At 70.7% G+C, this 24,102-nt stretch carries 20 protein-coding genes and 1 tRNA gene; 7 read left to right on the top strand and 14 right to left on the bottom strand.

Going from position 1 to position 24,102, the window contains the following annotated elements:
- Window positions 1-129: 129 nt before the first annotated feature.
- Window positions 130-4,962 (top strand): DNA repair ATPase, encoded by a 4,833-nt coding sequence (locus ABZ887_RS11475; protein ID WP_361286269.1) that lies wholly within the window; start codon window positions 130-132, stop codon window positions 4,960-4,962.
- Here the strand turns inward: ABZ887_RS11475 and ABZ887_RS11470 are convergent.
- The 7 genes from ABZ887_RS11470 to ABZ887_RS11440 all read right to left on the bottom strand — a co-directional run bounded on the left by ABZ887_RS11470 (window position 4,929) and on the right by ABZ887_RS11440 (window position 12,553).
- Entirely contained in the window at window positions 4,929-6,014 is a 1,086-nt protein-coding gene (locus ABZ887_RS11470; protein WP_361286266.1) for a helix-turn-helix domain-containing protein, read from the bottom strand. The genes ABZ887_RS11475 and ABZ887_RS11470 overlap by 34 nt on opposite strands.
- Window positions 6,015-6,144: 130 nt before the next feature.
- A complete protein-coding gene (locus tag ABZ887_RS11465) occupies window positions 6,145-6,828 on the bottom strand; it encodes a hypothetical protein (RefSeq protein WP_361286263.1) in 684 nt (227 codons plus the stop codon).
- Window positions 6,825-7,418 carry a hypothetical protein gene (locus ABZ887_RS11460; RefSeq protein WP_361286260.1) on the bottom strand — a complete coding sequence of 198 codons (594 nt, stop codon included), beginning with the start codon at window positions 7,416-7,418 and terminating at the stop codon, window positions 6,825-6,827. Before ABZ887_RS11460 ends, ABZ887_RS11465 begins: the two co-directional genes overlap by 4 nt.
- A 103-nt stretch (window positions 7,419-7,521) precedes the next feature.
- On the bottom strand, window positions 7,522-9,597 hold the full coding sequence (locus ABZ887_RS11455; RefSeq protein ID WP_361286710.1) for an N-6 DNA methylase: 2,076 nt from the start codon (window positions 9,595-9,597) through the stop codon (window positions 7,522-7,524).
- Between the two features lie 635 nt (window positions 9,598-10,232).
- Window positions 10,233-11,156: an alpha/beta hydrolase gene (locus ABZ887_RS11450; RefSeq protein ID WP_361286257.1), complete on the bottom strand. Its 924-nt coding sequence runs from the start codon at window positions 11,154-11,156 to the stop codon at window positions 10,233-10,235.
- A 50-nt stretch (window positions 11,157-11,206) separates the two neighbouring features.
- Entirely contained in the window at window positions 11,207-12,241 is a 1,035-nt protein-coding gene (locus tag ABZ887_RS11445) for an alcohol dehydrogenase catalytic domain-containing protein (RefSeq protein ID WP_361286253.1), read from the bottom strand.
- A 33-nt stretch (window positions 12,242-12,274) separates the two neighbouring features.
- Window positions 12,275-12,553, bottom strand: coding sequence for a hypothetical protein (locus ABZ887_RS11440; RefSeq protein ID WP_361286250.1), 279 nt, complete (start codon window positions 12,551-12,553; stop codon window positions 12,275-12,277).
- 119 nt (window positions 12,554-12,672) lie between these two features.
- On the opposite strand from ABZ887_RS11440, the gene ABZ887_RS11435 reads away from it, so the two are divergent.
- Window positions 12,673-13,581, top strand: coding sequence for a helix-turn-helix transcriptional regulator (locus ABZ887_RS11435; protein WP_361286247.1), 909 nt, complete (start codon window positions 12,673-12,675; stop codon window positions 13,579-13,581).
- Window positions 13,582-13,648: 67 nt separating this feature from the next.
- Here ABZ887_RS11435 and ABZ887_RS11430 read toward each other — a convergent pair whose 3' ends face one another.
- The 4 genes from ABZ887_RS11430 to ABZ887_RS11415 all read right to left on the bottom strand — a co-directional run bounded on the left by ABZ887_RS11430 (window position 13,649) and on the right by ABZ887_RS11415 (window position 15,849).
- Window positions 13,649-13,852, bottom strand: coding sequence for a hypothetical protein (locus ABZ887_RS11430; protein ID WP_361286244.1), 204 nt, complete (start codon window positions 13,850-13,852; stop codon window positions 13,649-13,651).
- A gap of 61 nt (window positions 13,853-13,913) precedes the next feature.
- Window positions 13,914-13,987, bottom strand: a tRNA-Pro gene (locus tag ABZ887_RS11425).
- Window positions 13,988-14,061: 74 nt separating this feature from the next.
- Window positions 14,062-14,826 carry a Pr6Pr family membrane protein gene (locus tag ABZ887_RS11420; protein WP_361286241.1) on the bottom strand — a complete coding sequence of 255 codons (765 nt, stop codon included), beginning with the start codon at window positions 14,824-14,826 and terminating at the stop codon, window positions 14,062-14,064.
- Between the two features lie 96 nt (window positions 14,827-14,922).
- The gene (locus tag ABZ887_RS11415) at window positions 14,923-15,849 is read right to left on the bottom strand and encodes a metallophosphoesterase (RefSeq protein ID WP_361286236.1); all 927 of its coding nucleotides are present in this window, start codon (window positions 15,847-15,849) and stop codon (window positions 14,923-14,925) included.
- Window positions 15,850-15,964: 115 nt separating this feature from the next.
- Here ABZ887_RS11415 and ABZ887_RS11410 point away from each other — a divergent pair, with 115 nt between their 5' ends.
- Window positions 15,965-16,432: a GatB/YqeY domain-containing protein gene (locus ABZ887_RS11410; protein WP_361286233.1), complete on the top strand. Its 468-nt coding sequence runs from the start codon at window positions 15,965-15,967 to the stop codon at window positions 16,430-16,432.
- A 186-nt stretch (window positions 16,433-16,618) separates the two neighbouring features.
- Here the strand turns inward: ABZ887_RS11410 and ABZ887_RS11405 are convergent, their stop codons facing one another.
- On the bottom strand, window positions 16,619-18,889 hold the full coding sequence (locus ABZ887_RS11405) for a transglycosylase domain-containing protein (protein ID WP_361286230.1): 2,271 nt from the start codon (window positions 18,887-18,889) through the stop codon (window positions 16,619-16,621).
- A 608-nt stretch (window positions 18,890-19,497) separates the two neighbouring features.
- Here ABZ887_RS11405 and wblA point away from each other — a divergent pair.
- Window positions 19,498-19,836 carry a transcriptional regulator WblA gene (wblA, locus tag ABZ887_RS11400; RefSeq protein WP_132856581.1) on the top strand — a complete coding sequence of 113 codons (339 nt, stop codon included), beginning with the start codon at window positions 19,498-19,500 and terminating at the stop codon, window positions 19,834-19,836.
- A gap of 70 nt (window positions 19,837-19,906) precedes the next feature.
- Here the strand turns inward: wblA and ABZ887_RS11395 are convergent, their stop codons facing one another.
- Window positions 19,907-21,436: an ArsA-related P-loop ATPase gene (locus tag ABZ887_RS11395; RefSeq protein WP_361286227.1), complete on the bottom strand. Its 1,530-nt coding sequence runs from the start codon at window positions 21,434-21,436 to the stop codon at window positions 19,907-19,909.
- On the bottom strand, window positions 21,433-22,410 hold the full coding sequence (locus ABZ887_RS11390; RefSeq protein ID WP_361286224.1) for an ArsA-related P-loop ATPase: 978 nt from the start codon (window positions 22,408-22,410) through the stop codon (window positions 21,433-21,435). The genes ABZ887_RS11395 and ABZ887_RS11390 overlap by 4 nt, the downstream gene beginning before the upstream one ends.
- A 107-nt stretch (window positions 22,411-22,517) precedes the next feature.
- On the opposite strand from ABZ887_RS11390, the gene ABZ887_RS11385 reads away from it, so the two are divergent.
- The 3 genes from ABZ887_RS11385 to ABZ887_RS11375 all read left to right on the top strand — a co-directional run bounded on the left by ABZ887_RS11385 (window position 22,518) and on the right by ABZ887_RS11375 (window position 24,101).
- Window positions 22,518-22,676 (top strand): DUF4177 domain-containing protein, encoded by a 159-nt coding sequence (locus ABZ887_RS11385; protein WP_019992579.1) that lies wholly within the window; start codon window positions 22,518-22,520, stop codon window positions 22,674-22,676.
- Complete coding sequence (locus tag ABZ887_RS11380) at window positions 22,676-23,140, top strand: RidA family protein (protein ID WP_361286220.1); 465 nt, start codon at window positions 22,676-22,678, stop codon at window positions 23,138-23,140. Before ABZ887_RS11385 ends, ABZ887_RS11380 begins: the two co-directional genes overlap by 1 nt.
- Window positions 23,141-23,213: 73 nt before the next feature.
- Window positions 23,214-24,101: an NUDIX hydrolase gene (locus tag ABZ887_RS11375; RefSeq protein WP_361286217.1), complete on the top strand. Its 888-nt coding sequence runs from the start codon at window positions 23,214-23,216 to the stop codon at window positions 24,099-24,101.
- Window position 24,102 lies beyond the last annotated feature (1 nt).

Raw genomic sequence — 24,102 nt, 5'->3', positions numbered from 1 at the left:
ACGGGGGCGCCCCGAAAGGGGCGCGGGGCTGTATCGATGTGCGGCTACCGCCGCGCGGGCGCGACCAGCCACAGCGGCGCCGCAGACGAACGACGGGCGCAACGCGGCCAGGAGGAGCGGACAGCAACCATGGGCGTCGAGGACGGCACCTACCAGATCCTGCGGGCAAGGCTCGCCGACCGCGCGGCGGAACTGGCCCGCAGGGCCACCGCGCTGAACTCCCGCCGGCAGGACGCCTTCGGCTCCCGCCCCCTGGAACTGGCGGGCTCGGCCCGCCCCCGCACCGCAGGCGAGGGCACCGCATGCGGCGTGGTCACCGTACGCCCCGACGTCCTCCTGCTCGGCACCTCCGCACCCGACCTCGACGCGGGCCTGCTGTCGCTGCACGCCGTGGACGGCTCGCCCCTGGGGTCCGAGAAGGTCCCCGGCCTCCTCGACGACGAGCGGTTCCACCGCGACCTCGCCGAGCTGCTGCGCTACTACCGGGACGCCCGCCTCACCGACCTGCGGCGCACGGCGTCGGGGCGGCTGCTCGCGGTGTTCCGCACCGGCGAGAACGAGGGCGATCTGCGCGTCCTGAGCTGGCAGTTGGGGACGGACCGGGTCGGCCGGGTCGAGTACCTGGGCAACCACGGTGAACGCGACCTTCCGCAGCCGCCCGGCTCCGAGCTGCCGTGGACGACGACCGGACGCGAGCACCACGCGGACGGCAGGATCCTGATCGAAGGCGGCGAGGGCGCGGTCTCGGTCGCCACCACCGGCGGCAGCCTCACGGTCCGGGCCCACCCCGGCGACCGGCAGCTGTTCCGGGAGCCGGTCGACGAGCCGCTGCAGAGCCTCGCCGACGCCACCGTCGCGTACGCGGCGACCGGCCCCCTGCTGCTCCTGCGGATCCGCCCCTACAACGAACCCGCGGACCGCTACCTGGTCGTCAACACCCGTACCGGTTCGGTCCGCCGCCAGGACTCCCTCGGCCGCGGCGCCAGACTGCTCCCCGCCGAGCAGGGGCTGATCTTCCCCGGCGGCTACGAGCTGGCGGACGGCAGCCACCGGGCCTTCCGCATCGGCGGCGGGCCGGGAGGCGCAGCCGCCGAAGCGGGCGCCGACTCCGCCGCGGACGAGCTGCGCTTCGACGCGGTGCTCCCCTCGCCCAACGGCGAGGACCTGCTCTACGTCCTGCGCCGGCCGGGCCGTGCCCAGGTCCTGCTGCTGCCGTGGAACACGGTCCGGCGCGAGGCGGCGAGCGCCCTGCACGGCGCGGCGTACGCCCTGCTGCCGGACGGCACCCTCGTCCTGCTCAGAGCGGACCACGAGCCGGTGCGCACGCACGAACTCCAGCTGTGGAACACCCCTTTCCAGTCCGCCGACCACGCCGCCGCCCAGCCGGTCGGCGACGGCCCACTGGCGCGGATCGGCAACGCCGACCTGGTCGCGGGCATCGCCGACTGCCTCGACGTGGTCCGCGGCGCGACCGCCGCCGCACAGAGGAACCAACAGGAGAACCAACAGGAGAACCAGGCGACGGCCTCCCCGGAGCTGATCCTCGACGCCTGCGCCAAGGCGGCGGACCGCCACTACTGGCTGGCCGACACCGGCCTGCTCGAACCGCTCACCGAACTACGGGCCACCGCCGAGCAGTTGGTGGCCGAGCAGGCCAGGGTCCGTCAACTCGCCGCCCGCGCCGCGCAGGCGCTGGACCAGGCGCGTACGGAGGCCGCGGCCCTCGTCCGCCGCTCCCACGGCGAACCGCCCGCCGACGCGGACGCCTGGACCGTCCTCCTCACCGAACTGCGCCGCGCCCAGGGCCGTACCCGCACCCTGCGCGAACTGCCCCAGCTCGACCTGGCCGCCCTGGACCGGGTCGAGGCGGACCTGGCCGCCGAGCTGGCGGCGGCGACCGAGCGCGCCTTCGCCTTCTTCGCCGGACCCGACGCCTTCGCCGCCCCCCTCGCCGCCGCCCGGCTCGCCGCCGAGGAGGCCGCCTCGATCGCCACCGCCGGCGAGGCCGCGCGGCTGGCCGACCGCCTCACCGAGCAGGCGGACGCCCTGGCCACCGTCACCGACCTGGTCACCGGCGCGGCCGACGCCGACCCGGGCGCGGGAACGGCCGTACTGCTGGCCATCGGCGAGGTCCTGGCAGCCGTCAACCGTGCCCGGGCGATCCTGACGACCCGCCGCCGTGCCCTGCTCGACGCCGAGCACCGCGCCGCGCACGCCGCCGAGTCGGCGCTGCTCGCCCAGGCGACGACCGCCGCCCTGTCCGCCGCCGACAGCCCCGCCGCCTGTGACGACCAGCTCGCCCGCCTGCTGCTGCGGGTGGACGCGCTGGAGGCCCGCTTCGCCGAGGCGGAGGACCTCGCCGCCGACCTGGCGCTGCGCCGGGAGGAGATCCGGCAGGCGTTCGCCGCCCGCCGCCAGACCCTGCTGGACGAGGCCGTCGCCCGCGCCGACCGGGCCGCCGCCTCCGCCCGGCGGGCCCTGGAGGCGCTGCGCCGCAGGCTCGCCGGGCTCGGCTCGGCGGCCGACATCCATGCCGCGCAGGCCGCCGACCCGATGGCGCTGCGCATCCGCGCCGCCGCCGGGGAACTGCGCGACCTCGACGACCGGGTACGCGCCCAGGAACTGGAGGACGGCCTGCTCGGCGCCGTCCGCACCGCCCTGCGCGAGCTGCGCGACCGCGCCGACCTGTCCGAGGACGGCGGCGCCACCGTCCGCCTCGGCCGCCACCGCTTCGCCGTCCGTCGCGAGCCGGTGGAACTCACCCTCCAGCCGGACGGTGACGACGGACTGGCCTTCGTCGTCACCGGAACCGGCTACCGCCGACCCGCCGACCTCCCCGAGCTGCTGACCGGCCGCGAGTTCTGGACACAGCCCCTGGTCAGCGAGTCACCGACGCTCTACCGCGCCGAGTACCTGGCCGCCTCGCTGCTGCCCACGGCCACCGGTGGTCCGGGTGGTCCGGGTGAATGGCTGCTCGACCAGGTCCGCCGCGCGGCCGAGCGGGGCTACGACGAGGGGTACGAACGCGGCGTCCACGACCACGACGCCGCCGCCATCCTCGGCGCGCTGCTGCGACTGCGAGCCGGTGCCGGTCTGTTGCGGCACCCCGCCGAAGTACGCGCCACCGCCCAGCTGTTCTGGGCCCACGGCACGACCGGCCCCCACCGGGCCGCCTGGCAGCGCCGCGCCCGCTCCCTGGCGCAGGCCCGCGCCCACTTCGGCTCCGACGCCGCGGCAACCGCCTCCTCCGACCTGGCGGCCGAACTGACGTACGCGGTAGCCGAGTTCACCGCCGTCACCGGTCTGCCCCCGGCGCCCCGGGCGGGCGACTACCTCCAGGAGGAACTCGCCGACCCGCACGAGGGATTCGCCACCGGCGTCGCCGCGCGCACCCTCCTGGACGGCTTCGGCCACACCGCCGCCGCCCCCGCCCTCGCCGCGGACCTGGACGCGCTCGCCACCGACCTGCCCGCACGACACCAACTAGCCGCCGCCTGGCTGGACTCGTACGCGGCCACCCACACGGAAGGCACCGACAGCGAGGGCGTACCGGAGGCCGTGGCACACCTGTGCGCACCCGACCTGCCGCGCTACGAGATCACCGCGCCCGTCGGCGAGACCGTCGACGGCCTCCTCGGCGCCCACCCCCGCATCCACGAGGGCCGGCTGACCGTACGCATCGACGAACTCCCGCACCGGGCCCGGGTGTTCCGGGAGGAACGCGCCCCGGCATTCCGGTCCTTCCAGCGTCGGCGCGCGGCCGTCCTGGCCGCCGAGCGGACCCGGCTGCGCCTGGACGACCACCGCCCCCGTCCGCTCGCCGGCTTCGTCCGCAACCAGCTCATCGACCGGGTGTACCTCCCGCTCATCGGCGACAACCTCGCCAAGCAGCTCGGCACGCTCACCACCACAGGCCCCACCGCCGCGACCGCCGCCACCGCCCCCACCGCCCCGACCGACCGCAGCGGCCTGCTCCTGCTCCTCTCCCCGCCCGGTTACGGCAAGACCACCCTGCTGGAGTACGTCGCCGATCGCCTCGGCCTGCTCATGGTCCGCGTCGACGGCCCGGCGCTCGGCGCCGGCACCACCTCGCTCGACCCGGACCGCGCCCCCGACGCGGCGGCCCGCCGCGAGGTCGAGAAGATCGTCTTCGCGCTGGAGGCGGGCAGCAACGTCCTCCTCCACCTCGACGACATCCAGCACGTCTCGGCCGAACTGCTGCAGAAGTTCATCCCGCTGTGCGACGCGCAGCGCCGCGTCGAGGCCGTCAGCGACGGCGTGGCCCGCAGCTTCGACCTGCGCGGGCGCCGGTTCGCCGTCTGCCTCGCCGGCAACCCCCACACCGCGAACGGGCACCGCTTCCAGATCCCCGACATGCTCGCCAACCGCGCCGACGTCTGGAACCTCGGCGAGGTCCTCACCGGCCACCAGGACCTGTTCGCCCTGTCCTTCCTGGAGAACGCCCTCGCCGCCAACCCGGTGCTGGCCCCCCTCGCCGGATCCGACCCGGCCGACCTCGCCCTGCTGACCGCCCTCGCCGACGGCGACCCGGCGGCACAGGCCGACCAACTCGCCCACCCGGTACCGGACCTGGACCGCGTACTGGCCACCCTCACGCACCTGCGCCGAGCCCAGCGGACCGTCCTGGCCGTCAACAGCGCCTATATCGCCTCCGCCGCCCAGGAGGACACCGACCGCCTGGAACCGCCGTTCCTGCTGCAGGGCTCCTACCGCACCATGGCCCAGCTCGCCGCCCGGATCGACCCCGTCCAGAGCGACACCGAGGTCGAGGCCCTGCTCGACGACCACTACCTGGCCGAGGCCCGGACCCTGGGCAGCGCGGCCGAGGCCAACCTCCTCAAACTCGCCCGGCTCCGCGGCCGTTCCACCCCCGAACAGACGGCCCGCTGGCACGAGCTGTGCGCCGCCTACCCGCCCCCGGTCCGCCGGTCCGCCGACTGACCCGGCCACCCCAGCAGCCGCGCACCGAACACCGCCGTCTCCAGCGTGTAGCGCTGCAGCGCGTCGTCCGGGTCCAGCCCCGTGAGCCGTACGATGTGCGCGAGGCGGTACGACAGGGCGCGCACACTCAGTCCCAGCCGCCGGGCCGCCTCCGCCGAGACGTAGCGCGACTCCGCGTAGGCGGTCAGGGTCTCCAGCAGCAGCTGAGCCCCGCCACGGGCCGTCCGCAACGGACCCAGTACCCCGCGCACCAGCTCCTCCAGGGCCTCGCGGTCCCGCAGCAGGACCGGCAGGACCAGCAGATCGGCCGCGTTCAGCAACTTCCCGTCCAGCCCAAGCTGGGCGGCCTGCTCCAACGCGTTCCGCGCCTCCTCGTAGGAGTGCACGACACCGCCGGGCCCGCTGTGCGGCCGGCCCACCACGACCCGCCGCCCCTGCGTCAGCTCCGCGAACGCCCTGACCGCCGGGGCCTCACCCGGCCCGGCGGGCACGATGCACACCAGCCGCCCGTGCTTCACCGCCAACAGGACCTCTTCCTCCCCGAACCGGCCGAGCAACTGCCGCTCCAGCGCCCGCACCTGGGGATCCTCCAGGTCGTAGCCGTCCCCCTCGGCGACCGCCACGACATGCGCACACGCCAGATTCAGCCCGAACCGCTCGGCATGCTCGGCCAGCCGCCCCAGATCACTGCGGCTGCTCAGCAGGTCCGCCACGAACTCCCGCCGCCCGGCCTCCTCCCGGCGAAGCCGCTCCCGGTAGGCCCGGCCGTGCCCCGCGGCGAGCGCGGCCACCGCCGCCCGCAGCACCGCCATCGACGCCGCGTCCACCGGCAGCCCCTCCCACACCGTGCCGGTCACGGCCAGCCGCTCGTCGACCAGCTCGGCGAGCCCCCGCCCCTCCTCGGCAGCCCGGTCGCCGTACTCGCGCAACGACTCCAACTCCGCACGCCGCAGCCGCCGTCCACTCCTGGCCACGTCCTCCAGCACCCGCGCCCACGAACCGTCCTCGGATACATCGCCCCCACCCGAGTCCGCCGCTCTGCCCGTAGCCAACTCCCGCTTCCTCCCCCGCACCCTGCGACAGCGACCTGCCAGAGTACGCCGCACGGCAGAAACACAACACCTGAGGTGGCGTTCTCACGTGCGGCACCCGGTTCTCCGTGTCGGCACGGGCGGCGCCGGCCTATCCGCGTGTGACGACCTCCCCGAGCCACGGCCTCAGACCCCGCAGCACTTCCCGCAACACCTCACTCCGGGGCAGCTCGTCAGCTCGTTCGACCACGACGAGACCCCAGTCCTTCTCCCGCCGGCGGATCGCGCCAAGTGTCACCGCACGCTCCCGCAGCAGGTACCTCACCGCCGAAGCCAGGTCGGCCACCGGAGGACTCACCTCATAGTCGGCGAGTTTCCCGATGTACCGGTCCAGCCACTGCGCGCCTTCCCTCGCCGCGGCTCGGGACAACGCGGACTCGGCGTTCCCGTCGAGAAAGACCATGACCGGCCGGACCGGTGCGAGGATCTCCGTGAGGTCGTCGACGAAGGCGTCGACGGCCTCTTCGCCGTGCCCCATGGCGAGCAGCGTCGGCACGAACGGCATCAGCGCGTCCGCGATCACCACGTCGTCGCCGCTCGCCACGGCCGCATCGACGAAATCCGCCGTCGCCGCGATCAGTGTCCCCGGCCCGACCGTCCCCGTCGCCGTGAACTCCGCGGCCACCGCGGCGAACTGCGGCCGGGTCAGGACCTCCTCCTCACGGAAGTGATCCACCCGCAGCCCCGTGTCAGCGAGCCCCTGGGACAGCCCGCCGCACAGCGTCGACTTGCCCACTCCGGGAGACGCTCCCCACACAGTGACCAGAACGGTCATGGCAGCCGATCCTCGGGAGCCCTCTCCGCGGGAGGAGACATGCGGCTGTAGCGGGCTCCCCTGGTGCCGTAGTGGGCGAGGTGGAGGGTCTCACCGTCGATCTGGATCTCTGCCGGCGGAGGGTTGGGAACGGACATCCGCGGGTGGGCGTAGGGGTGGCCTTCGATGAAGAGCGGCTCCCGGTGGTGGTTCCAGCCGTCCGCCCAGCTCTGGGCCCGCTCGCGGGTCCACGGGTTCTGCAGGGTCCGCGGGGCGGCCGGGTCATGGATGTATCCGTTGAGGCTGCGCACCAGGGCTTCGCTGTAGACACCCTTGACCCGGAAGTTCTCCAGGTCGTGAGCGCGTACGACCATGTGGACGTACCGGCGGCCGTTGCCCCGGTGCCGGCCCACCGCAGGCCAACGCCAGTGGCCCGGGTCCCAGCGGACGGGCGGAAGCCACAGCAGGGTGCCCGCACGGAAGTGCTTCGTGCCGTGCTGGATCTCGAGCCCGCCCTCACCGTGCGCGGTCTCCCGCGCCACATTGGCCACGAGACACCAGCCCAGCAGCCCGTCCGGCACCTCTTCTTCGACGGGTCCCGTATCTGTCACGCCGAGAATCCTGAGGCACGAGGCGGGGCGCGAGCCAACGCTTATCGCTGCGCAGGGTACTCGGGGTGGACGCCCGGGCTCTGCCTGGATACGTGATCAAGCCCTAGCTCGCCAGGATCCCGTTCAGTGCAGCACTGTGGATCTTCTGCGTGAGCGCGAGCTGCTCTCGCAACAGTCGCTCGTACTCCTCCAGTCGCGCCATCGCGCCGGCAATCGCCTGCTGTATCCCGAGATCAGGCAATGCGACCGGCAGATCGCCCAATACGTCGAGAGAAATGGTCTTCATGGTCATACTCCCCGTGGAGTGGGCTTCGAGCCACTTGCGCGCCTCAGGACTGCGGAGGTACGCCGCGAAGTAGTCCGCGTCGAGGTCGGCTGGAGGCCGAAGCACGAAGCAGCCCGTTCCACAGATCCAACCCTGTTGCTCCTCGCGGACGACAGCACATCGCCCCAGCTCTCCACGGCGTGCGAGTACGACGTCGCCGCGATGGAGGCAGAAGCGTTCCAGGCCTTCGGCTTGCTGCTCGGTGATGTATCTGATGCTCGCCACACTGAAACCGCTGCCTGTCAGGTCCTTGGGCATGACCACGGGAACGCCACCGTCCTCGACATAGTCGTCGGCGCGGATGAGGCTTCCGGAAGGGCCGGCGAGCAGCACACCTGGCGTCGAGTTCTCGAACATTCCCTCCGCGGTGCCGGCCACGATGGTCCGGAGAGATACGTGCGGCGGCCGGATCCCGTTGCGGGTCAGGCGTTCGCATGTGCTGAAGCTCTTCCGCAGGCCGGTTCTCGAACCGGACGTCGCCTCGTCGTGCCGATCCAGCTCGTCGAGCACGGGACTCAGCTCCAGCGCTGTCGACGGTCGTTCCTGCTCGGCTTCGACGTACAGCCGGGGGTCGAGACTGCCGTCGTTCTCAAGGATCTCCTCGTGCACGACCGAACGGGAGAATCCCGGTTCGTCGGGTGTCGCACGAGGAGACCGCTGCCACGAGTGGAACCGACTGCTGATGCGTGCTACGTCCTCCGCGGTCAAGAAGCGTGGCCGCCTCGGCACTTGTGTGCCGAGCGGACTGGCGTCGATGAAGAGGACGTCATTCGCATTGCCGGGCGGCAACTGGCGGGCCTTGTCGCGGGCGAGTATCCAGATGTGCACGGGAATGGAGGTGTCATAGAAGAGATTGGGCGGCAACGCGATGACGGCGAGAAGTGCGCCGCCGGCGATCATCCTCCTGCGGATCTCCGCCTGGCGGCCGTTGGACCAAGCGGCACCCTGCGGCATGATCATCGCAGCGGTCCCGTTCTCGCTCAGCCGACTCCACGCGAGCTGGAGCCAGGCGAAGTTCGCATTGGCCTCGGGCGGCCGGCCGAAGGGCCAGTCGGCGTTGCCGATGTCCTCGATGCGCTGGTTGAACGGCGGATTGCTCACCACCCGGTCGGCAAGGCCGTTGCCTCGGCTCTGGAGCAGCGACACCGGGTCGGAGGCGCCTACGACTGGCTGATCCACTCCATGGATGGCCAGGTTCATCATCGCCAGCCGCGGATTGCTGCGGTCCGTGGCATACGCCTCGAAAGTTGCTCCATCCACGCGGCCGGACTCGGCGATCCACTGTGCCGCGGCCGCGAGAAGACCGCCGGACCCGCAGGCCGGGTCAAGAATCCGATCTCCGGGCTGAGGAGACGCAGACTCGATGAGCAGGCGCGCGACCGCGCGCGGTGTGTAGAACTCCCCAGCAGAAAAGGTGCTCTCCTGCACGTGGCGTTCCATGAGCAGCTCACAGGCCTCCGCCAATCCGGCCTCGGCCAAAGACGGGCGCTGGTTCAGCGCGGTGAGGAAGGCGGCCGCCCACGGTACGTCGCCCGACTCTTCGTCATCGTTGAGAAGTCCGACTTCAAGGTTGCGGAGGTCGAGTACCGGAAAGCCCCTGTGCCTTCCGGCACCGGCCAACGCGGCGCGCAGGTCCACCAGTGGCGAGAGACCGATACGGGCCTCCGCGACCGCACGGGTCCACCGCCTGACGAAGTCGTCCTCGGGGTCGCCCGCAGACTCGACGAATCCTGCAAGCAACAGGATTGCGAGCATGGACGTAAGGTCACCGAACGTGTTCCGGCCCCGCTGGTAGGGCGCGTACGCTCGCCAGAGCCGGTCAACGACGTTCGCAGCTTGGCTGTGCGTCTCCATGGTCTCCACGTATGGGTCTCCTCGCTCCAGACCGGCTTACTTGAGTTGGCTGATCGCATACGCCGTTGCGGCAACAAGCATCAGCAGACACAGGCGCAGCGTCATGCCCGTGCTCTGCATCGCTTTCCCAAGCAGTTCGAAGAACGACTTCACTCTGCCGCGCCCCCTGTCTTCGATCCTGAGTAATGACTGCGCAGTGCCAGTGCGCAGAGTCTCTGTTTGGCGACCTCGTGGGACGGGTCTGTCATCCAGAGGTTCGATGAAGAAGAATTTAGCGGCAACCAGCGGTGGTCGTATGTCCTCAGGTTGCCCGCCCAACCGCACGGGCATGGATGCGCAGTGATGCTGCGCATAACTCGGGAAGGAAGATCGCTGTTCATCGACGCGTGGAGAGGGTGTGGCGCTCGGCGGCCGGCGACGGGGAGCGTAGTGAGATGTGACGCAGATCTCATCTCATGGGATTCCGTGCGCGCTGGGGTCGTGGTCGGGCTCGGTACCCGCTCGATGCCGCCGATGTCACGCAGACCAAACAGGAAGACCATCCCCGGATGTCCGGGGATGGTCTTCCTGGTGCTTCACTGTCCGGGTGGCGGGGCCGCGCCTGGTTGTGGCCGGGTCGGCATCCGCTCGGCCGCTCAGAGGTTCTTGGCGAAGAACTCGGTGAGCTTGTCGGCGACCTGCGGGACGTACTCGGGATTCCAGTACAGGTCGATGTGACTGGCACCGTCGAGGACGAGGAGCTCCTTGGGCTCCTTCGCCCTCTCGATGGCGTCCTGGCTCATGTAGAGCGTGTCGGCCTCGGAGCCGGCGATCAGCAGCAACGGGCGCGGGGAGATCAGCTCGATCCCCTCGAACGGGAAGAACGCCATCTGCCGGCTGAGGCTGGAGAGGGCGAACGTGCCCATGAACCGGGGGTTGGGGTCGATCTCGGAGTAGTACTTGTACCCCTCCTGGTACATCACGGGGATGGTGGACAGGTCGTTCATGTCGAACTTGGGGTTGTCGGCGATCAGGGAGAACATCTCGACCTCCCCGCCGCCCGTCTCGCGTGTGCGGGCCTGGCCCGACCGCTTGAGCAGATCGGTGCGGTACACCGCCGACTGCTTGCCGAGGTGGCCGACGCCGTCGCGGCGCGCGGAGCCGATGTCGAAGGTGCTCACGCCCGCGACCGCCTTGATCCGCATCTCGGTCTGCGACACGTTGACCGTGTAGCCGCCGCCCGCGCAGATGCCCAGGGCGCCGATGCGGTCCTCGTCCACGTCGGGGTGGACGCTCAGGAAGTCCACCGCGCGGCGGATGTCCTCGACGCGCGCCGAGGGAAACTCGGAGAAGTGCGGCTCACCGCCGCTCTCGCCCTGGTAGGAGGCGTCGAAGACCAGGGCGATGAAGCCCTGCGCGGCCAACAGTTCGGCGTAGGTGGTGGAGACCTGCTCCTTGACGGCGCCGAAGGGGTGGGTCACCACGATCGCGGGGTACGTGGTGTCCTGCGTGAAGCCGGCGGGCTTGAACAGGTTGCCGACCACCGTGTTGCCCTTGTTCTGGAAAGTCACTCGTTCCATGGCCGTGTCCTTGCTGTGCGGAGTGGTGGTGCGGTGCGGAGGCACCCTGGTCAGGGGCGGATGAGGACCTTGAGGGCCTCGCGGTCGTTCATCAGGCGGTAGCCCTCGGCGACGTCGTCCAGGGCCACGGTGCGGTCGAAGACGCGGCCGGGCCGGATGTCGCCGTTCAGGATGTGCGGCATGAGTTCCTCGATGTAGGCGCGGGCGGGGGCGACGCCGCCGGTGAGGGTGATGTTGCGCAGGAACTCGGGGAAGCCGAACGGCACTTCGGGATACTGCGGGGCGCCGACACGGCTGATCACGCCCCCGTCGCGGACCACGCCCGTGGCCTGCACGAGGGCGTCCCTGAGGCCGACGCATTCCAGCACCCGGTCGGTGCCGGTGCCGCCGGTCAGCTCGCGCACGGCGGCGACGCCGTCCTGGCCGCGCCCGGCGACCACGTCGGTGGCGCCGAACTCGCGCCCGAGGTCGGTGCGCTGGGTGTGGCGGCCCATGAGGATGATCCGCTCGGCACCGAGCAGCTTCGCGGAGATGACCGCGGACAGGCCGACCGCGCCGTCGCCGATGACGGTGACGCTGTCGCCGGCCTTCACCCGGGCGGTGCGGGCGGCGTGGTAGCCGGTGCACAGCACGTCGGAGAGGGTCAACAGGTCGGGCAGCAGTTCGGAGTCCGCGCCGACCGGGAGCTTGACCAGGGTGCTGTCGGCGAAGGGGATCCGGGCGGCCTCGCCCTGACCGCCGTCGACACCGCCGACCCCCCAGGGGCCGCCGTGGACGCAGGAGGTTGTCAGGCCCCGGCGGCAGTTCTCACAGGTGCCGTCCGAGTAGGTGAACGGGACCACCACCAAGTCGCCTGACTTGAAGCTCTTCGCCTCCGTGCCGGTCTCCTCGACCACACCGATGAACTCGTGGCCCATCTGGCGGGGCCGGTCGGTCAGCGGCTGGGACTTGTAGGGCCACAGGTCGCTGCCGCAGACGCAGCCGGCCACGATGCGGATGACCGCGTCGGTGGGCTGCTGGATCCTGGGGTCGGCGACGTCCTCGACGCGGACGTCGCCGGCCTGGTAAAGCAATGCTGCGCGCATGGGGGTGCCTGTCCTTCGGTGCTTTCGGGGTGATCAGCGGGTGGGGGTGCGGGGCGCCCGGCAGGTGTCGTCGGTGACCTGCTCGGCCCGGTAGGTCTGCGGGGTGTCGCCGGCGTGGGCCTCTATGACCGTGCCGTCGCGGCTCCCCAGCAGGGCGATGCCCTCGACGATGTGCAGGGTCTGGCCCCGGCGGTGGTCTTCCCCTGACCGGCCATGGGGCGATGCCTTCGTCTCAATGGTGACGGCCGTCGAAGGGGTCGTCTTCGGGCGTTCCGGGCGATGGAGCGTGTCGGTGATCTGCTCCCTGTCCACACCGTGCCCGGTGCGGCGGCCACGCGGCAGGGCGAGCTGTTCCGGGGAGCGCGAAGGGGGGTGTGGCGCGGCCCCCCTCGCCTGCGGCAGGCACGCTGCGCGCGGGCCACACTGGTGCCATGGCACCCGAACGTCAGCAGCAGAACGGCGGCGGTACGGAACTGGGGCGGTTCCTGCGAGCCCGGCGCACCCGGATCACCCCGGCCGAGGTCGGCTTCACCTCCGGGACCGGTGTGCGCCGCACCCCCGGGCTGCGCCGCGAGGAGGTCGCCGCGCTGGCCGGGGTGAGCATCGACTACTACACCAGGCTGGAACGCGGCCGGGAGACCCGTCCCAGCCTGGCCGTCGTCGAGGCTCTCGGCCGTGCCCTGAAGCTGGACGACGACGAACAGGGCCATCTGCGCGACCTCGCCGTCCGCGCCGCCCACCACCCGTCGGTACCCCCGGCCGCCCCCAGCCGCACTGTCAGCCCCAAGGTCAAGCTACTGCTGGACAACCTGCGGCCGAGTCCGGCCTACGTCACCAGCCGCACCCTGGACCTGCTCGCCGCCAACCCGGGCGCGCTCGCGCTGTACGCCGGTATCGAGAAGTGGCCGGTCCGGCAGCGCAATCTCGCCCGCTACCTCTTCCTCCACCCCCAGTCACGTGACCTCTACGCCGACTGGAGCACCCAGATCCGCGGCTGCGTCGCCCGCCTTCGCGCCCTGGCGGGCACCGACCCGGACGCCCCCGACCTGGCCAACCTCATCGGCGAACTCCTCCTGAAAAGCCCCGACTTCGCCAAACTCTGGGACCGCTACGACGTCGCCCGAGTCGGACACGCCCAGAAGCCGAAGACCTTCCACCACCCCCAGGTCGGCGAGATCACCCTTGCCTTCCAGGGCATGCAACTCGAAGGTACCCCCGGCCACCGCCTGGGCATCTACGTCGCCGAACCCGGCACCCCCGACCACGACGCCATGATGCTGCTCGACATGACCGCACCCCACGCCGGCGCACATCCCGCCGCCGGTAAGGCCCGCGCCTAGACAGGGCCATCCCGGAGCGTCGTCAGGAAAGCAGCGACGAGGGCGTGTGCCGGCTGCGCAGCGGCCGTCAGCCGAAGGGCACCTCGCGGAAGGCGTTGCGGATCTCCGTGAGGGGCTGACGGTCACGGGTACAGCAGAGCTTGTCGGCCAGAAGCACGGCCCGACCCTGCTGACGAGGCGAGATCCACATGCCGGTGCCGGCGAAGCCGTAGTGGACCCAGACATCGTCGGTGAGGGCCCTGCCCCTCCCAGAATTCTCCCAAACGGTCACCGGAGACGCAGAAAGGGCCTGACCCTCACCGAGAGTCAGGCCCTTGCCTGGTATTTCACTGTCGGGGTGGCGGGATTTGAACCCACGACCTCTTCGTCCCGAACGAAGCGCGCTGCCAAGCTGCGCTACACCCCGGTGTCGCTGCTTTGCTGCTTGTCGCGGCGACGTCGTTTACTTTAGCCCACTGGTGGCTGGAGACGAAATCCGGTTTAGGGGCGGCGTCCGACCGGGTTCGGGCGGGTGTGGTCCAGGGCTACCAGGAGGACTGCCAGGGCGTAGACGGAGAGGCCCAGGAGGAGGGCGTTGGCGAGGGTGGCGCGGTAGCTGTGCTGTTCGGCGTCCAGGAAGGGATAGAGGTAGCGGCCCGGCGTGCCGGGGAGGAGCATCTCCGCCCGGACGAAGGTGAAGGTCAGGTAGGCCAGGGGGTACAGCATCCACGCCGGCGTCTGGCGGAGGTGGAGGCGGGCCGGGGGCGTGAGGATCAGCCAGTCCAGGAGGGCCGCCGCGGGAGCCGCCGTGTAGAGGAGCTGCAGGGCCAGCCACTGGCCGTGCCAGGCCACCGGAAGGTGTGTCGAGCCCGTCATCGAGAACGGGGGCGTCGTATGGCCCAGGAGCAGGTGGTAGACCAGGGACGAGATCACCACGTACAGGAGCGCCGCGCCGGTCAGGGACGAGGGCAGGGGGCGGCCCGCCTGCCAGGCACGGCGGGCCGAGGCGAGGCTGACCAGGGTCAGGAGCACCGCCGCCTGGACTCCGAAGTAGCTCATGATCCGGTCCGGGTTGCCCAGCAGCAGCTCCAGGGCCACGCCGGCCGCCGCCAGTGCGGCCGTCACGAGGCGGAACACCGCGGTCACGGGGCGGCGGACGGGGGCGACCACCGCCGTCGCGGGAACGTATCCGGGCAGCAGTACGGGCGTGCCCGGAACCGCGGGGAGGTCGGGTATGTCCCTGGGTATCGGAGGAGTCGTCGTCATGCCCTCAAAGTAGGGAGAAGAGGGCATTTCTGGCGCGTTGGTCTACGCCGAATGGATTAAAAGGGGTGAATGGGGTGAGGGGGGGGCAGGTGCTTCCTACTCCCGCCCCACCAGCGTCAGCAGCGTCGCCTCCGGTGGGCAGGCGAAGCGGACCGGGGTGTAGCGGTTGGTGCCGCAGCCCGCGGAGACGTGGAGGTAGGACGTACGGCCCTCCGCCGTATGCGTGGACAGGCCTTTCACGCGGTCCGCGTCCAGGTCGCAGTTGGTGACCAGGGCGCCGTAGAACGGGACGCAGATCTGGCCGCCGTGGGTGTGGCCGGCCAGGACCAGGGGGTAGTTGTCCGCCGTGAAGGAGTCCAGGACGCGCAGGTACGGGGCGTGTACGACGCCCATCGAGAAGTCCGCCGTACCGGACGGGCCGCCCGCCACCTGCGGATAGCGGTCGCGCTTGATGTGCGGGTCGTCCAGTCCCGTCAGCTCCACCGAGACGCCCTCGATCTTCAGGGTGCCCCTCGTGTTCGTGAGGTTCAGCCAGCCCGCCCCGTCGAAGCCGTCCCGCAGCTCCTCCCAGTCGAGGTGGATCGCCCCGACGACCGGCGGGTTGCCGTTCAGGCCGTGCTTGCCGTTCACCTTCTCCAGCAGGTAGCGGGCGGGGTTGCGGGGCTTGGGGCCGTAGTAGTCGTTGGAGCCGAAGACGTACGCGCCCGGGAACTCCATCAGCGGACCCAGCGCGTCCAGTACCTCCGGGATGGCTTCCGGGTCGGACAGGTTGTCGCCCGTGTTGATCACGAAGTCCGGGCGCAGACCCGCCAGCGACTGCAGCCACCGCTGCTTCTTGCGCTGGCCGCCGACCATGTGGATGTCGGAGACCTGGAGCACCCGCAGCGGGCGCATCCCCGGCGGGAGGACCGGGACCGTCACCCGGCGCAGGCGGAAGGAACGGGCCTCGAAACCGGCCGCGTACAACACACCCGCGGCGCCGAACGCCGCGACTCCCAGGGGTACTCCGTATCGAGCGCGCATACAGCCATCGTGTCAGACCGAGCGAGCGCTCAGAGACCGGGCGGTACGTGAGGCGATGCGTGAAGCGGGTAAATCGGCGGGCGTCGGGCCGGTGGCACCTGCGACAATCGGTGCCATGACCACCACGCTCAAGTCGAAGCTGCAGGACGACCTCAACGCCGCGATCAAGGGACGCGACGAGCTCCGCTCGGCCACGCTCCGGATGACGCTCGCTGCGATCACCAACGAAGAGGTCGCGGGCAAGGAGAAGCGCGAGCTCTCCGACGACGAGGTGCTCAAGGTGATCGCCAAGGAGGCGAAGAAGCGCCGGGAGGCGGCGGAGGCCTTCGCGAACGGCGGCCGTGCCGCGAGCGCCGAGCGGGAGAAGGCGGAGGGCGGGGTCCTCGCCGAGTACCTGCCGAAGCAGCTCAGCGACGAGGAGCTGGACACGGTCGTCGCCCAGGCCGTCGAGGAGGCGAAGGCGGCGGGCGCCGAGGGGCCGCGGGCCATGGGCGCCGTGATGAAGATCGTGAACCCGAAGGTGGCCGGCCTGGCCGAGGGCGGCCGCGTCGCCGCCGCGGTGAAGAAGCGCCTCCAGGGCTGACCTGCCCGGCAGGTCCGGCAGGTGTCCGGCGGGGCCGGCAGGTGTCCGGCAGGTCCGGCAGGTCCGGCAGGTCCGGCAGTACGACGGTGGGGCCGCACCTCTGGAGAAGAGGTGCGGCCCCACCGTCGTAACGGAGGATCCGGGGGACTCGGGGGACTCGGCGGGGGAGCTCGGAGGACCCCGAGGTCAGCCTCGGTTCCCGCCGGTCCCGTTGTTGCCGCCGTTTCCGTTCCCCTGGATGAAGCCGTCGGGGAAGGAGTAGGTCGGGGTCGGGGTGGAGGTGCCGCCGTCCGTCGTGCCGCCGATGAGACCGCCGATCAGGCCGCCCGTGTCGTCGCCCCCGTTGCTGTTTCCGTTTCCGTTGCCGTTCCCGTTGCCCTTGTCGTTCTCGTCCGGGATGTCGACGAGGTTGAAGGACTCGGACGACTTGCCCTCCAGGGCGCCCGTCATGGCGTCCTTCCAGATCGGGCCCGGGGTGTCGGCGCCGTAGACCTCGGAGTGGTAGACGCCGCCGATGGTGATGTTGGTCATCTCGATGTTCTGCTTGGCGCTGCCGACCCAGACCGCGCCGGCCATGTTGGGCGTGTAGCCGACGAACCAGGCGTTCTTGCGGGAGTCCGTCGTACCCGTCTTGCCGGCGCTCTCCCGGTCGTCCAGACCGGCCTGCTGACCGGTACCGGAGTCGATCACGCCGCGCAGCAGGGTGTTGATCGTGTCGGCGGTCTTCTCGCTCATCGCACGCGAGCAGGTCGACTTGGGGACGGCCAGGGACTTCTGCTCGTTGCCGACCTTCTGGGTGATCGACTCGATGGCGACCGGCGTGCAGTACATGCCGCGGTCGGCGAAGGCGGCGTATGCGCTCGCCATGGTCAGCGGGGAGAGGCCGATCGCGCCGAGGGCGATGGACGGGGTCTCCGGAAGCTTCGAGCCGTCGCCCTGGTGGACGTTCAGCGAGTCGGTCATCTTGACCACCGGGCACAGGCCGATGTCGGAGATCAGCTGGACGAAGTAGGTGTTGATGGACTTCGCCATCGCCTTCTTCATCTGGTACGGCCCGACCTCGGACTCGTTCTCGTTCTGGACCTGCTCGCCGTCCGTGTTGACCCACTGCTTGCCGTTGCACTGCTGGACGGGGCTCGGGTAGTTCATCTTGTACGGCGACGAGTACTCCTGCGTCGCCGACTTGCCGCCCTCGATGGCGGCCGCGGCCACGAACGGCTTGAACGTCGAACCCGTCGGGAAGCCGTAGTTGGAGCCGCCGTAGTCCCGGTCGACAGAGAAGTTGTACTCGGTCTCGTTCTTGTTGTAGCCGTACGGCTTCGACTGGCCCATCGCCAGGATCTTGCCGGAGCCGGGCTCCACCAGGGTGGCGGCCGCGGCGACCGAGTCGGACTTGTAGACGTGGTCCTTGATCGAGGACTGCACCGAGTCCTGGGCCTGCGGGTCCAGCGTCGTACGGATGGTCAGGCCGCCCTGATTCCAGAGCCTGGCGCGCGCCGTGGAGGTCTTGCCGAAGGTCGGGTCGTTGAGGAAGACGTTCTCGACGTACTTGCAGAAGAACCCGGCGCCCTTGACGGCGGTGATGCAGCCGTTCTTCGGCTGGGTGACGTGCAGCCCGAGCGGGGTCTCCTTGGCCTTGTCGGCCTCCGCCTGGGAGATGTCGCCCAGTTGGGCCATGCGCTCCAGCACCACGTTGCGGCGCTTGGTGGCCTCGGCCTCGTCGTTGACCGGGTCGTAGCGGCTGGGCGACTGGACGATGCCGGCCAGCAGGGCCGACTGCTGCAGGTTCAGGTCCTTGGCGTGCTTGGAGAAGTAGCGCTGGGAGGCGGCCTCGACGCCGTAGGCCTGCTCGCCGAAGAAGGTGATGTTCAGGTAGTTCTCGAGGATCTTCTTCTTGCCGAGCTTCTCCTCCAGCTGGATCGCGTACTTCAGCTCCTTGACCTTGCGGCCGAGGGTCTGCTGGGTGGCCTGGGCGACCTTGGTCGGGTCGTCGCCGGCCTCCTCGATGAAGTAGTTCTTCACCAGCTGCTGGGTGAGCGTCGAGGCGCCCTGGGACACCCCGCCGCTCTGCGCGTTCTTGTTCAGCGCGCGCAGCACGCCCTTCAGGTCGATGGCCCCGTGCTGGTAGTAGCGCGAGTCCTCGATCGCGACGATCGCCTTCTGCATGTAGGGCGAGATGTCCTTGAGGTCCACCACCGTGCGGTCACGGGAGTAGACCTGGGCGATCTGGTTGCCCTTGCTGTCGAGGATCGTGGTGCGCTGGCTGAGCTGCGGGCTCTTCAGGTTGGCCGGGATCTCGTCGAAACCCTGTACCGAACCTTTGGCCGCGAGGCCCAGGGCCCCGGCCGCGGGCAGCGCGATGCCCGCCATCACGGCTCCCGCGAGCACACTGACACCGAGGAACTTGGCGGCCTGCTGCGTGGTCGACAGACCACCGCCCGAGCGCTTCTTTGGCATGGGGGCAGCCTAATCCGTAGTCCTGGGCGTTCCGGGGGAGCGGGTGGCTCTCGGGATGTTCGAGTGCCGGATCGTGACATACGGGACCAGGCGCGTGCGGCAGGCATGACTCGGCGCACAGAACCACGCATGGCGCCACGCCCGGAACCATGCACGGAACCACGCATGGCACGGCGCACGGCACGACGACATGAACGGTCTACCTTGCCATTCGCCGGACACGCGTACAGGCCTTGGCCTAAGCTGCTCTCAACTGTCACAGCAGTGCGGCCACGTATCAATACGTCCGGCGACCCCGAATCGTTCCGGAACCAGCCCACTTTTTTTCGGGTGATGTGTTGGTCGCGTGTCCGAATCCGCCTCGTGTGTCACCTGGCGTCCGTTGTGACGCGCCGCAGCTGTCCCGGTTTGCCGTGATGATCACGCATGTCGCCAGCTCACTCCCGCGGGTGATCTGCCGCTTACCCATAGTCCGTTCGGGCCATTCAAGATTGGGCCCGAAGGGGGTGTTGCGCTGTGCCCGCCTTCCGTAACGTCCTCAACTGGCGGCGGTGAATATGCCGCTGCCGCCGTGGGGGAGCCTCGATTCGGGAGAGGACGGCGCCGGTATGGGCTGGGTAACCGACTGGAGTGCGCAGGCTGCCTGCCGCACTACCGATCCGGATGAACTGTTCGTTCAAGGAGCAGCGCAGAACAGGGCCAAGGCGGTGTGCACCGGATGTCCGGTACGCACTGAATGCCTGGCCGATGCGCTGGACAATCGCGTCGAGTTCGGCGTGTGGGGAGGCATGACGGAGCGGGAGCGCCGCGCACTGCTGCGCAGGCGGCCCACCGTGACCTCCTGGCGCAGGCTCCTGGAGACAGCGCGCTCGGAGTACGAGCGGGGGACCGGGATCGTCCCCCTCGACAGCGACGAGGTGTACGAGAACTACGCGGCCGTGAGCTAGGCCCCACAGGCCGTCTACGGCGAGCCAGACCGCAACGGTCCCAGACCGCAACGGTCCGCGCCGCAAAGGTCTACGGCAGCTCCGGCCGGCCGGCCGCGAGCCGGTCGCCGATGTCCCGCAGTCCCGCGAGGTCGTGCACATCGCCGGGCAGCGCGGCCACTTCGACCACGGCCACTTCGGGGTGGCGCGCGGTGAAGCGGTCACGCGTGCGCTGCTCACGGGAGAGCAGCTGCATACGTTCGGCGTGCAGCCTCAGCAGGCCTGCAGTGAGCTGGTCGACGGTGCGGTCCGGCGCCTCTGACGAGGGGGCTTCGTCAGTCATGTCCTCAGGCCCTGACGAGGGGGATTCGTCGGGCCGGGACGCGGACGGCACGGGCGCGGGTGATTCGGAACTGCCGTACGTGTCGGGAGAGTTACGAAGTCCAGCTTTCCCGCCACCCTGATCGACAATGCGGGGCTCTTCAAGATTTTCCGCGGCTTCGGCATTTTCCGCGGCCTCAGGATTCTCCGAGGCCTCAAGATTTTCCGCGGCGGCGAGCGCACGCTCGGCCGACAACCGGTCGGCGCCGCTGCCGTGGACCCTGTTGAGGACGAGACCGACCAGCGGCATGTCCTCCGCGGCCAGCCGCTCCACGAAGTACGCGGCCTCCCGCAGCGCGTCCCGCTCCGGAGCCGCCACCACCAGGAACGCCGTACCGGGCGCCTGAAGCAGCTTGTACGTCGCGTCCGCGCGGGTGCGAAACCCGCCGAACGTCGTGTCCATCGCGGCCACGAACGTCTGCACGTCCTTCAGCAACTGCCCGCCGAGCAGCTTGCCGAGCGTGCCGGTCATCATCGACATGCCGACGTTCAGGAAGGCCATGCCGGCCCGGCCGCCGAGCTTTGCCGGCGCCGTGAGCAGGCGGATCAGGCGGCCGTCCAGGAAGGAACCAAGACGCTTCGGCGCATCGAGGAAGTCCAGGGCGGAGCGGGAGGGCGGGGTGTCCACCACGATCAGGTCCCACTCGTCCCGGGCCCGCAGCTGGCCCAGCTTCTCCATCGCCATGTACTCCTGCGTGCCCGCGAAGCCCGCCGAGAGCGACTGGTAGAACGGGTTGGCCAGGATGGCGGCCGCCCGCTCGGCGTCCGCGTGCGCCTCCACAACCTCGTCGAAGGTGCGCTTCATGTCGAGCATCATGGCGTGCAGTTCGCCACCCGCCCTGCGCTCGCTGCCCGTCCGGCGCTCGCCGTCCCCCCTGCGCTCGCCGCCCGTCCTGCGCTCGCCGTCACCCGCGGCCGAGCCGCCGCGCGTCGCCGCTCCCCGGTCCTCGGTGCCCTTCACCTTCCGCGGCACGTTGTCCAGCGAGTCGATGCCCATGGACTGCGCCAGCCGCTTTGCCGGGTCGATGGTCAGCACCACCACCTTGCGGCCGCGTTCCGCCGCCCGCAGGCCCAGGGCCGCCGCGGTGGTGGTCTTCCCGACGCCGCCCGAGCCGCAGCACACCACGATCCGGGTGTTCGGGTCGTCGAGCAGCGCGTCGACGTCGAGCGCGGGCGCGTGGGCCAGCCGGCGCGCGCCGTCCTGCGCCGGGTCCTGGGCCGGGTCCGGATCCGGAGTCATGACATCCCCTGTTCCCGCAGCTCGGTGGCGAGTTCGTACAGGCCCGCCAGGTCCATCCCCTCAGCGAGCAGCGGCAGTTCGTGCCGCTCCAGGTCCAGCTCGGCGAGGACCGCGCGCTGCTCGTGCTCCAGCGCGTACCGCTCGGCGTACTCGCCGGCCTGCGCGAGCAACGGGTCCACCAGCTGCCCGGCCTTCCCGCCGCGCCGCGCCCCGCCGAGCCCGGCCGCCGACAGCGCCTGCGCCACGGCGGTGCGCGGCACCGTCCGTACGAGTTCCAGGTCGGCCGCGTCCAGAATCTCCGGCCGGACCATGTTCACGATGACCCGGCCCACTGGCAGCCGCGCGGACCGCAGTTCGGCGATGCCGTCGGCGGTCTCCTGGACCGGCATCTCTTCCAGGAGCGTGACCAGGTGCACGGCCGTCTCCTTGGACTTCAGCACCCGCATCACGGCCTGCGCCTGGTTGTGTATCGGGCCGATCTTGGCGAGCCCGGCCACCTCGTCGTTGACGTTCAGGAAGCGGGTGACGCGGCCGGTCGGCGGGGCGTCCATGACGACGTAGTCGTACACGAACCGGCCCGCCTTGTCCTTCCTGCGCACCGCCTCGCACGCCTTGCCGGTCAGGAGGACGTCCCTGAGGCCGGGCGCGACGGTGGTGGCGAAGTCGATCGCGCCGAGCTTCTTCAGCGCCCGGCCGGCCCCGCCGAGCTTGTAGAACATCTGGAGGTAGTCCAGAAGGGCCAGTTCGGGGTCGATGGCGAGGGCGTAGACCTCACCGCCGCCCGGTGCTACGGCGATCTTCCGCTCCTCGTAGGGCAACGCCTCCGTCTCGAAGAGCTGGGCGATGCCCTGCCGACCCTCGACCTCCACGAGAAGCGTCCGCTTCCCCTGGGTCGCGAGGGCCAGCGCGAGTGCGGCGGCGACCGTCGTCTTTCCGGTCCCGCCCTTGCCGCTGACGACCTGGAGCCTGCTCACGCCTTCGAGACTAACCAGTCGGCCCGACACTCACGCGGGAGGCTGTGGATAACCGTGCGTGCGGTGGGCCACGTGTCCCGTGCGTCACAGCGGATACAGTCGGCCACATGACCAAGTGGGAATACGCAACCGTGCCGCTGCTCGTCCATGCCACGAAGCAGATTCTGGACACCTGGGGCGAGGACGGCTGGGAGCTCGTCCAGGTCGTGCCCGGGCCCAACAACCCCGAGCAGCTCGTGGCCTACCTGAAGCGGGAGAAGCCGTAATGAGCGCCGTCGAGGCCAAGCTGGCCGAACTCGGTCTCACGCTGCCGGCGGTCGTCCCGCCGCTCGCCGCCTACCAGCCGGCCGTGCGGACCGGCGGGTACGTCTACACCTCCGGCCAGCTGCCGATGGTGGACGGCAAGCTTCCGGTCACCGGCAAGGTCGGCGCCGAGGTCACCGCGGAGGAGGCCAAGGAGCTGGCCCGCATCTGCGCGCTGAACGCACTGGCTGCCGTGAAGTCCGTCGCCGGTGACCTGGACCGCGTCGCACGCGTGGTGAAGGTCGTCGGCTTCGTCGCCTCCGCGACCGACTTCACCGGTCAGCCGGGTGTGATCAACGGTGCCAGCGAGCTGCTCGGCGAGGTCCTCGGCGACAAGGGCGTGCACGCGCGCAGCGCGGTGGGCGTCGCTGTGCTGCCGCTGGACGCGCCGGTCGAGGTCGAGGTCCAGGTCGAGCTGGAGCCGTAGCCGACCGGAGCCGGAGGGGCGGTCCGTCCGAGCCCCTCTCGAACAATCGCTCCCCACGGGATAGCCTCCGGTAATGGCCGATGGACAGTGGTATCCCCCTGAGTGGCCGGACCGGATCCGCGCACACGCGGAGGGCACCCTCGTGCCGGTGACCCCGAAGCGCGCGGCCACCGTGCTGCTCCTGAAGGACACCCCGGACGGTCCCGTCGTCCACATGCTGCGCAGACGCGCCTCCATGGCCTTCGCCGGAGGCGCGTACGCGTATCCGGGCGGCGGTGTCGACCCGCGCGACGACGACCACCAGGTCCGCTGGGCGGGCCCCACGCGCGCGTGGTGGGCCGAGCGGCTCGGCGTCGACGAGGCGGTCGCCCAGGCGATCGTCTGCGCGGCCGTGCGGGAGACGTACGAGGAGGCGGGTGTCCTGCTCGCCGGTCCCGCCGCGGACGCCGTGGTCGGGGACACGACCGGGGACGACTGGGAGACCGACCGCGCCGCCCTGGTCGCCCGTGACCTGTCGTTCGCCCAGTTCCTGGACCGGCGCGGCCTGGTCCTCCGTTCGGACCTGCTGGGCGCCTGGACGCGCTGGATCACCCCGGAGTTCGAGAGCCGCCGCTACGACACCTGGTTCTTCGTCGCCGCCCTCCCGGCGGGCCAGCGCACCCGCAACGCCTCCACGGAGGCCGACCGCACGGTGTGGATCCGCCCGGCGGACGCGGCCGCCGGCTACGACAAGGGCGAGCTGCTGATGATGCCGCCCACCATCGCCACCCTGCGCCAGCTCCTGCCGTACACCACGGCCGCGGAGACGCTCGCGGCGGCGCCCGCGCGGGACATGACGCCGGTGCTGGCCCGCGCCCGCCTGGAGGCCGGCGAGATCGTCCTGACCTGGCCCGGCCACGACGAGTTCACCAAGCACATACCGACGCACGCAGCGACCGACCTGACGACCGGTGGAGCCTGAC

This window comes from Streptomyces sp. NPDC047061 (assembly GCF_040643955.1).
Lineage (GTDB): Bacteria > Actinomycetota > Actinomycetes > Streptomycetales > Streptomycetaceae > Streptomyces.
The sequence above is the reverse complement of the archived record's forward strand: the minus strand, read 5'-3'. Positions and strand labels throughout refer to the sequence as shown.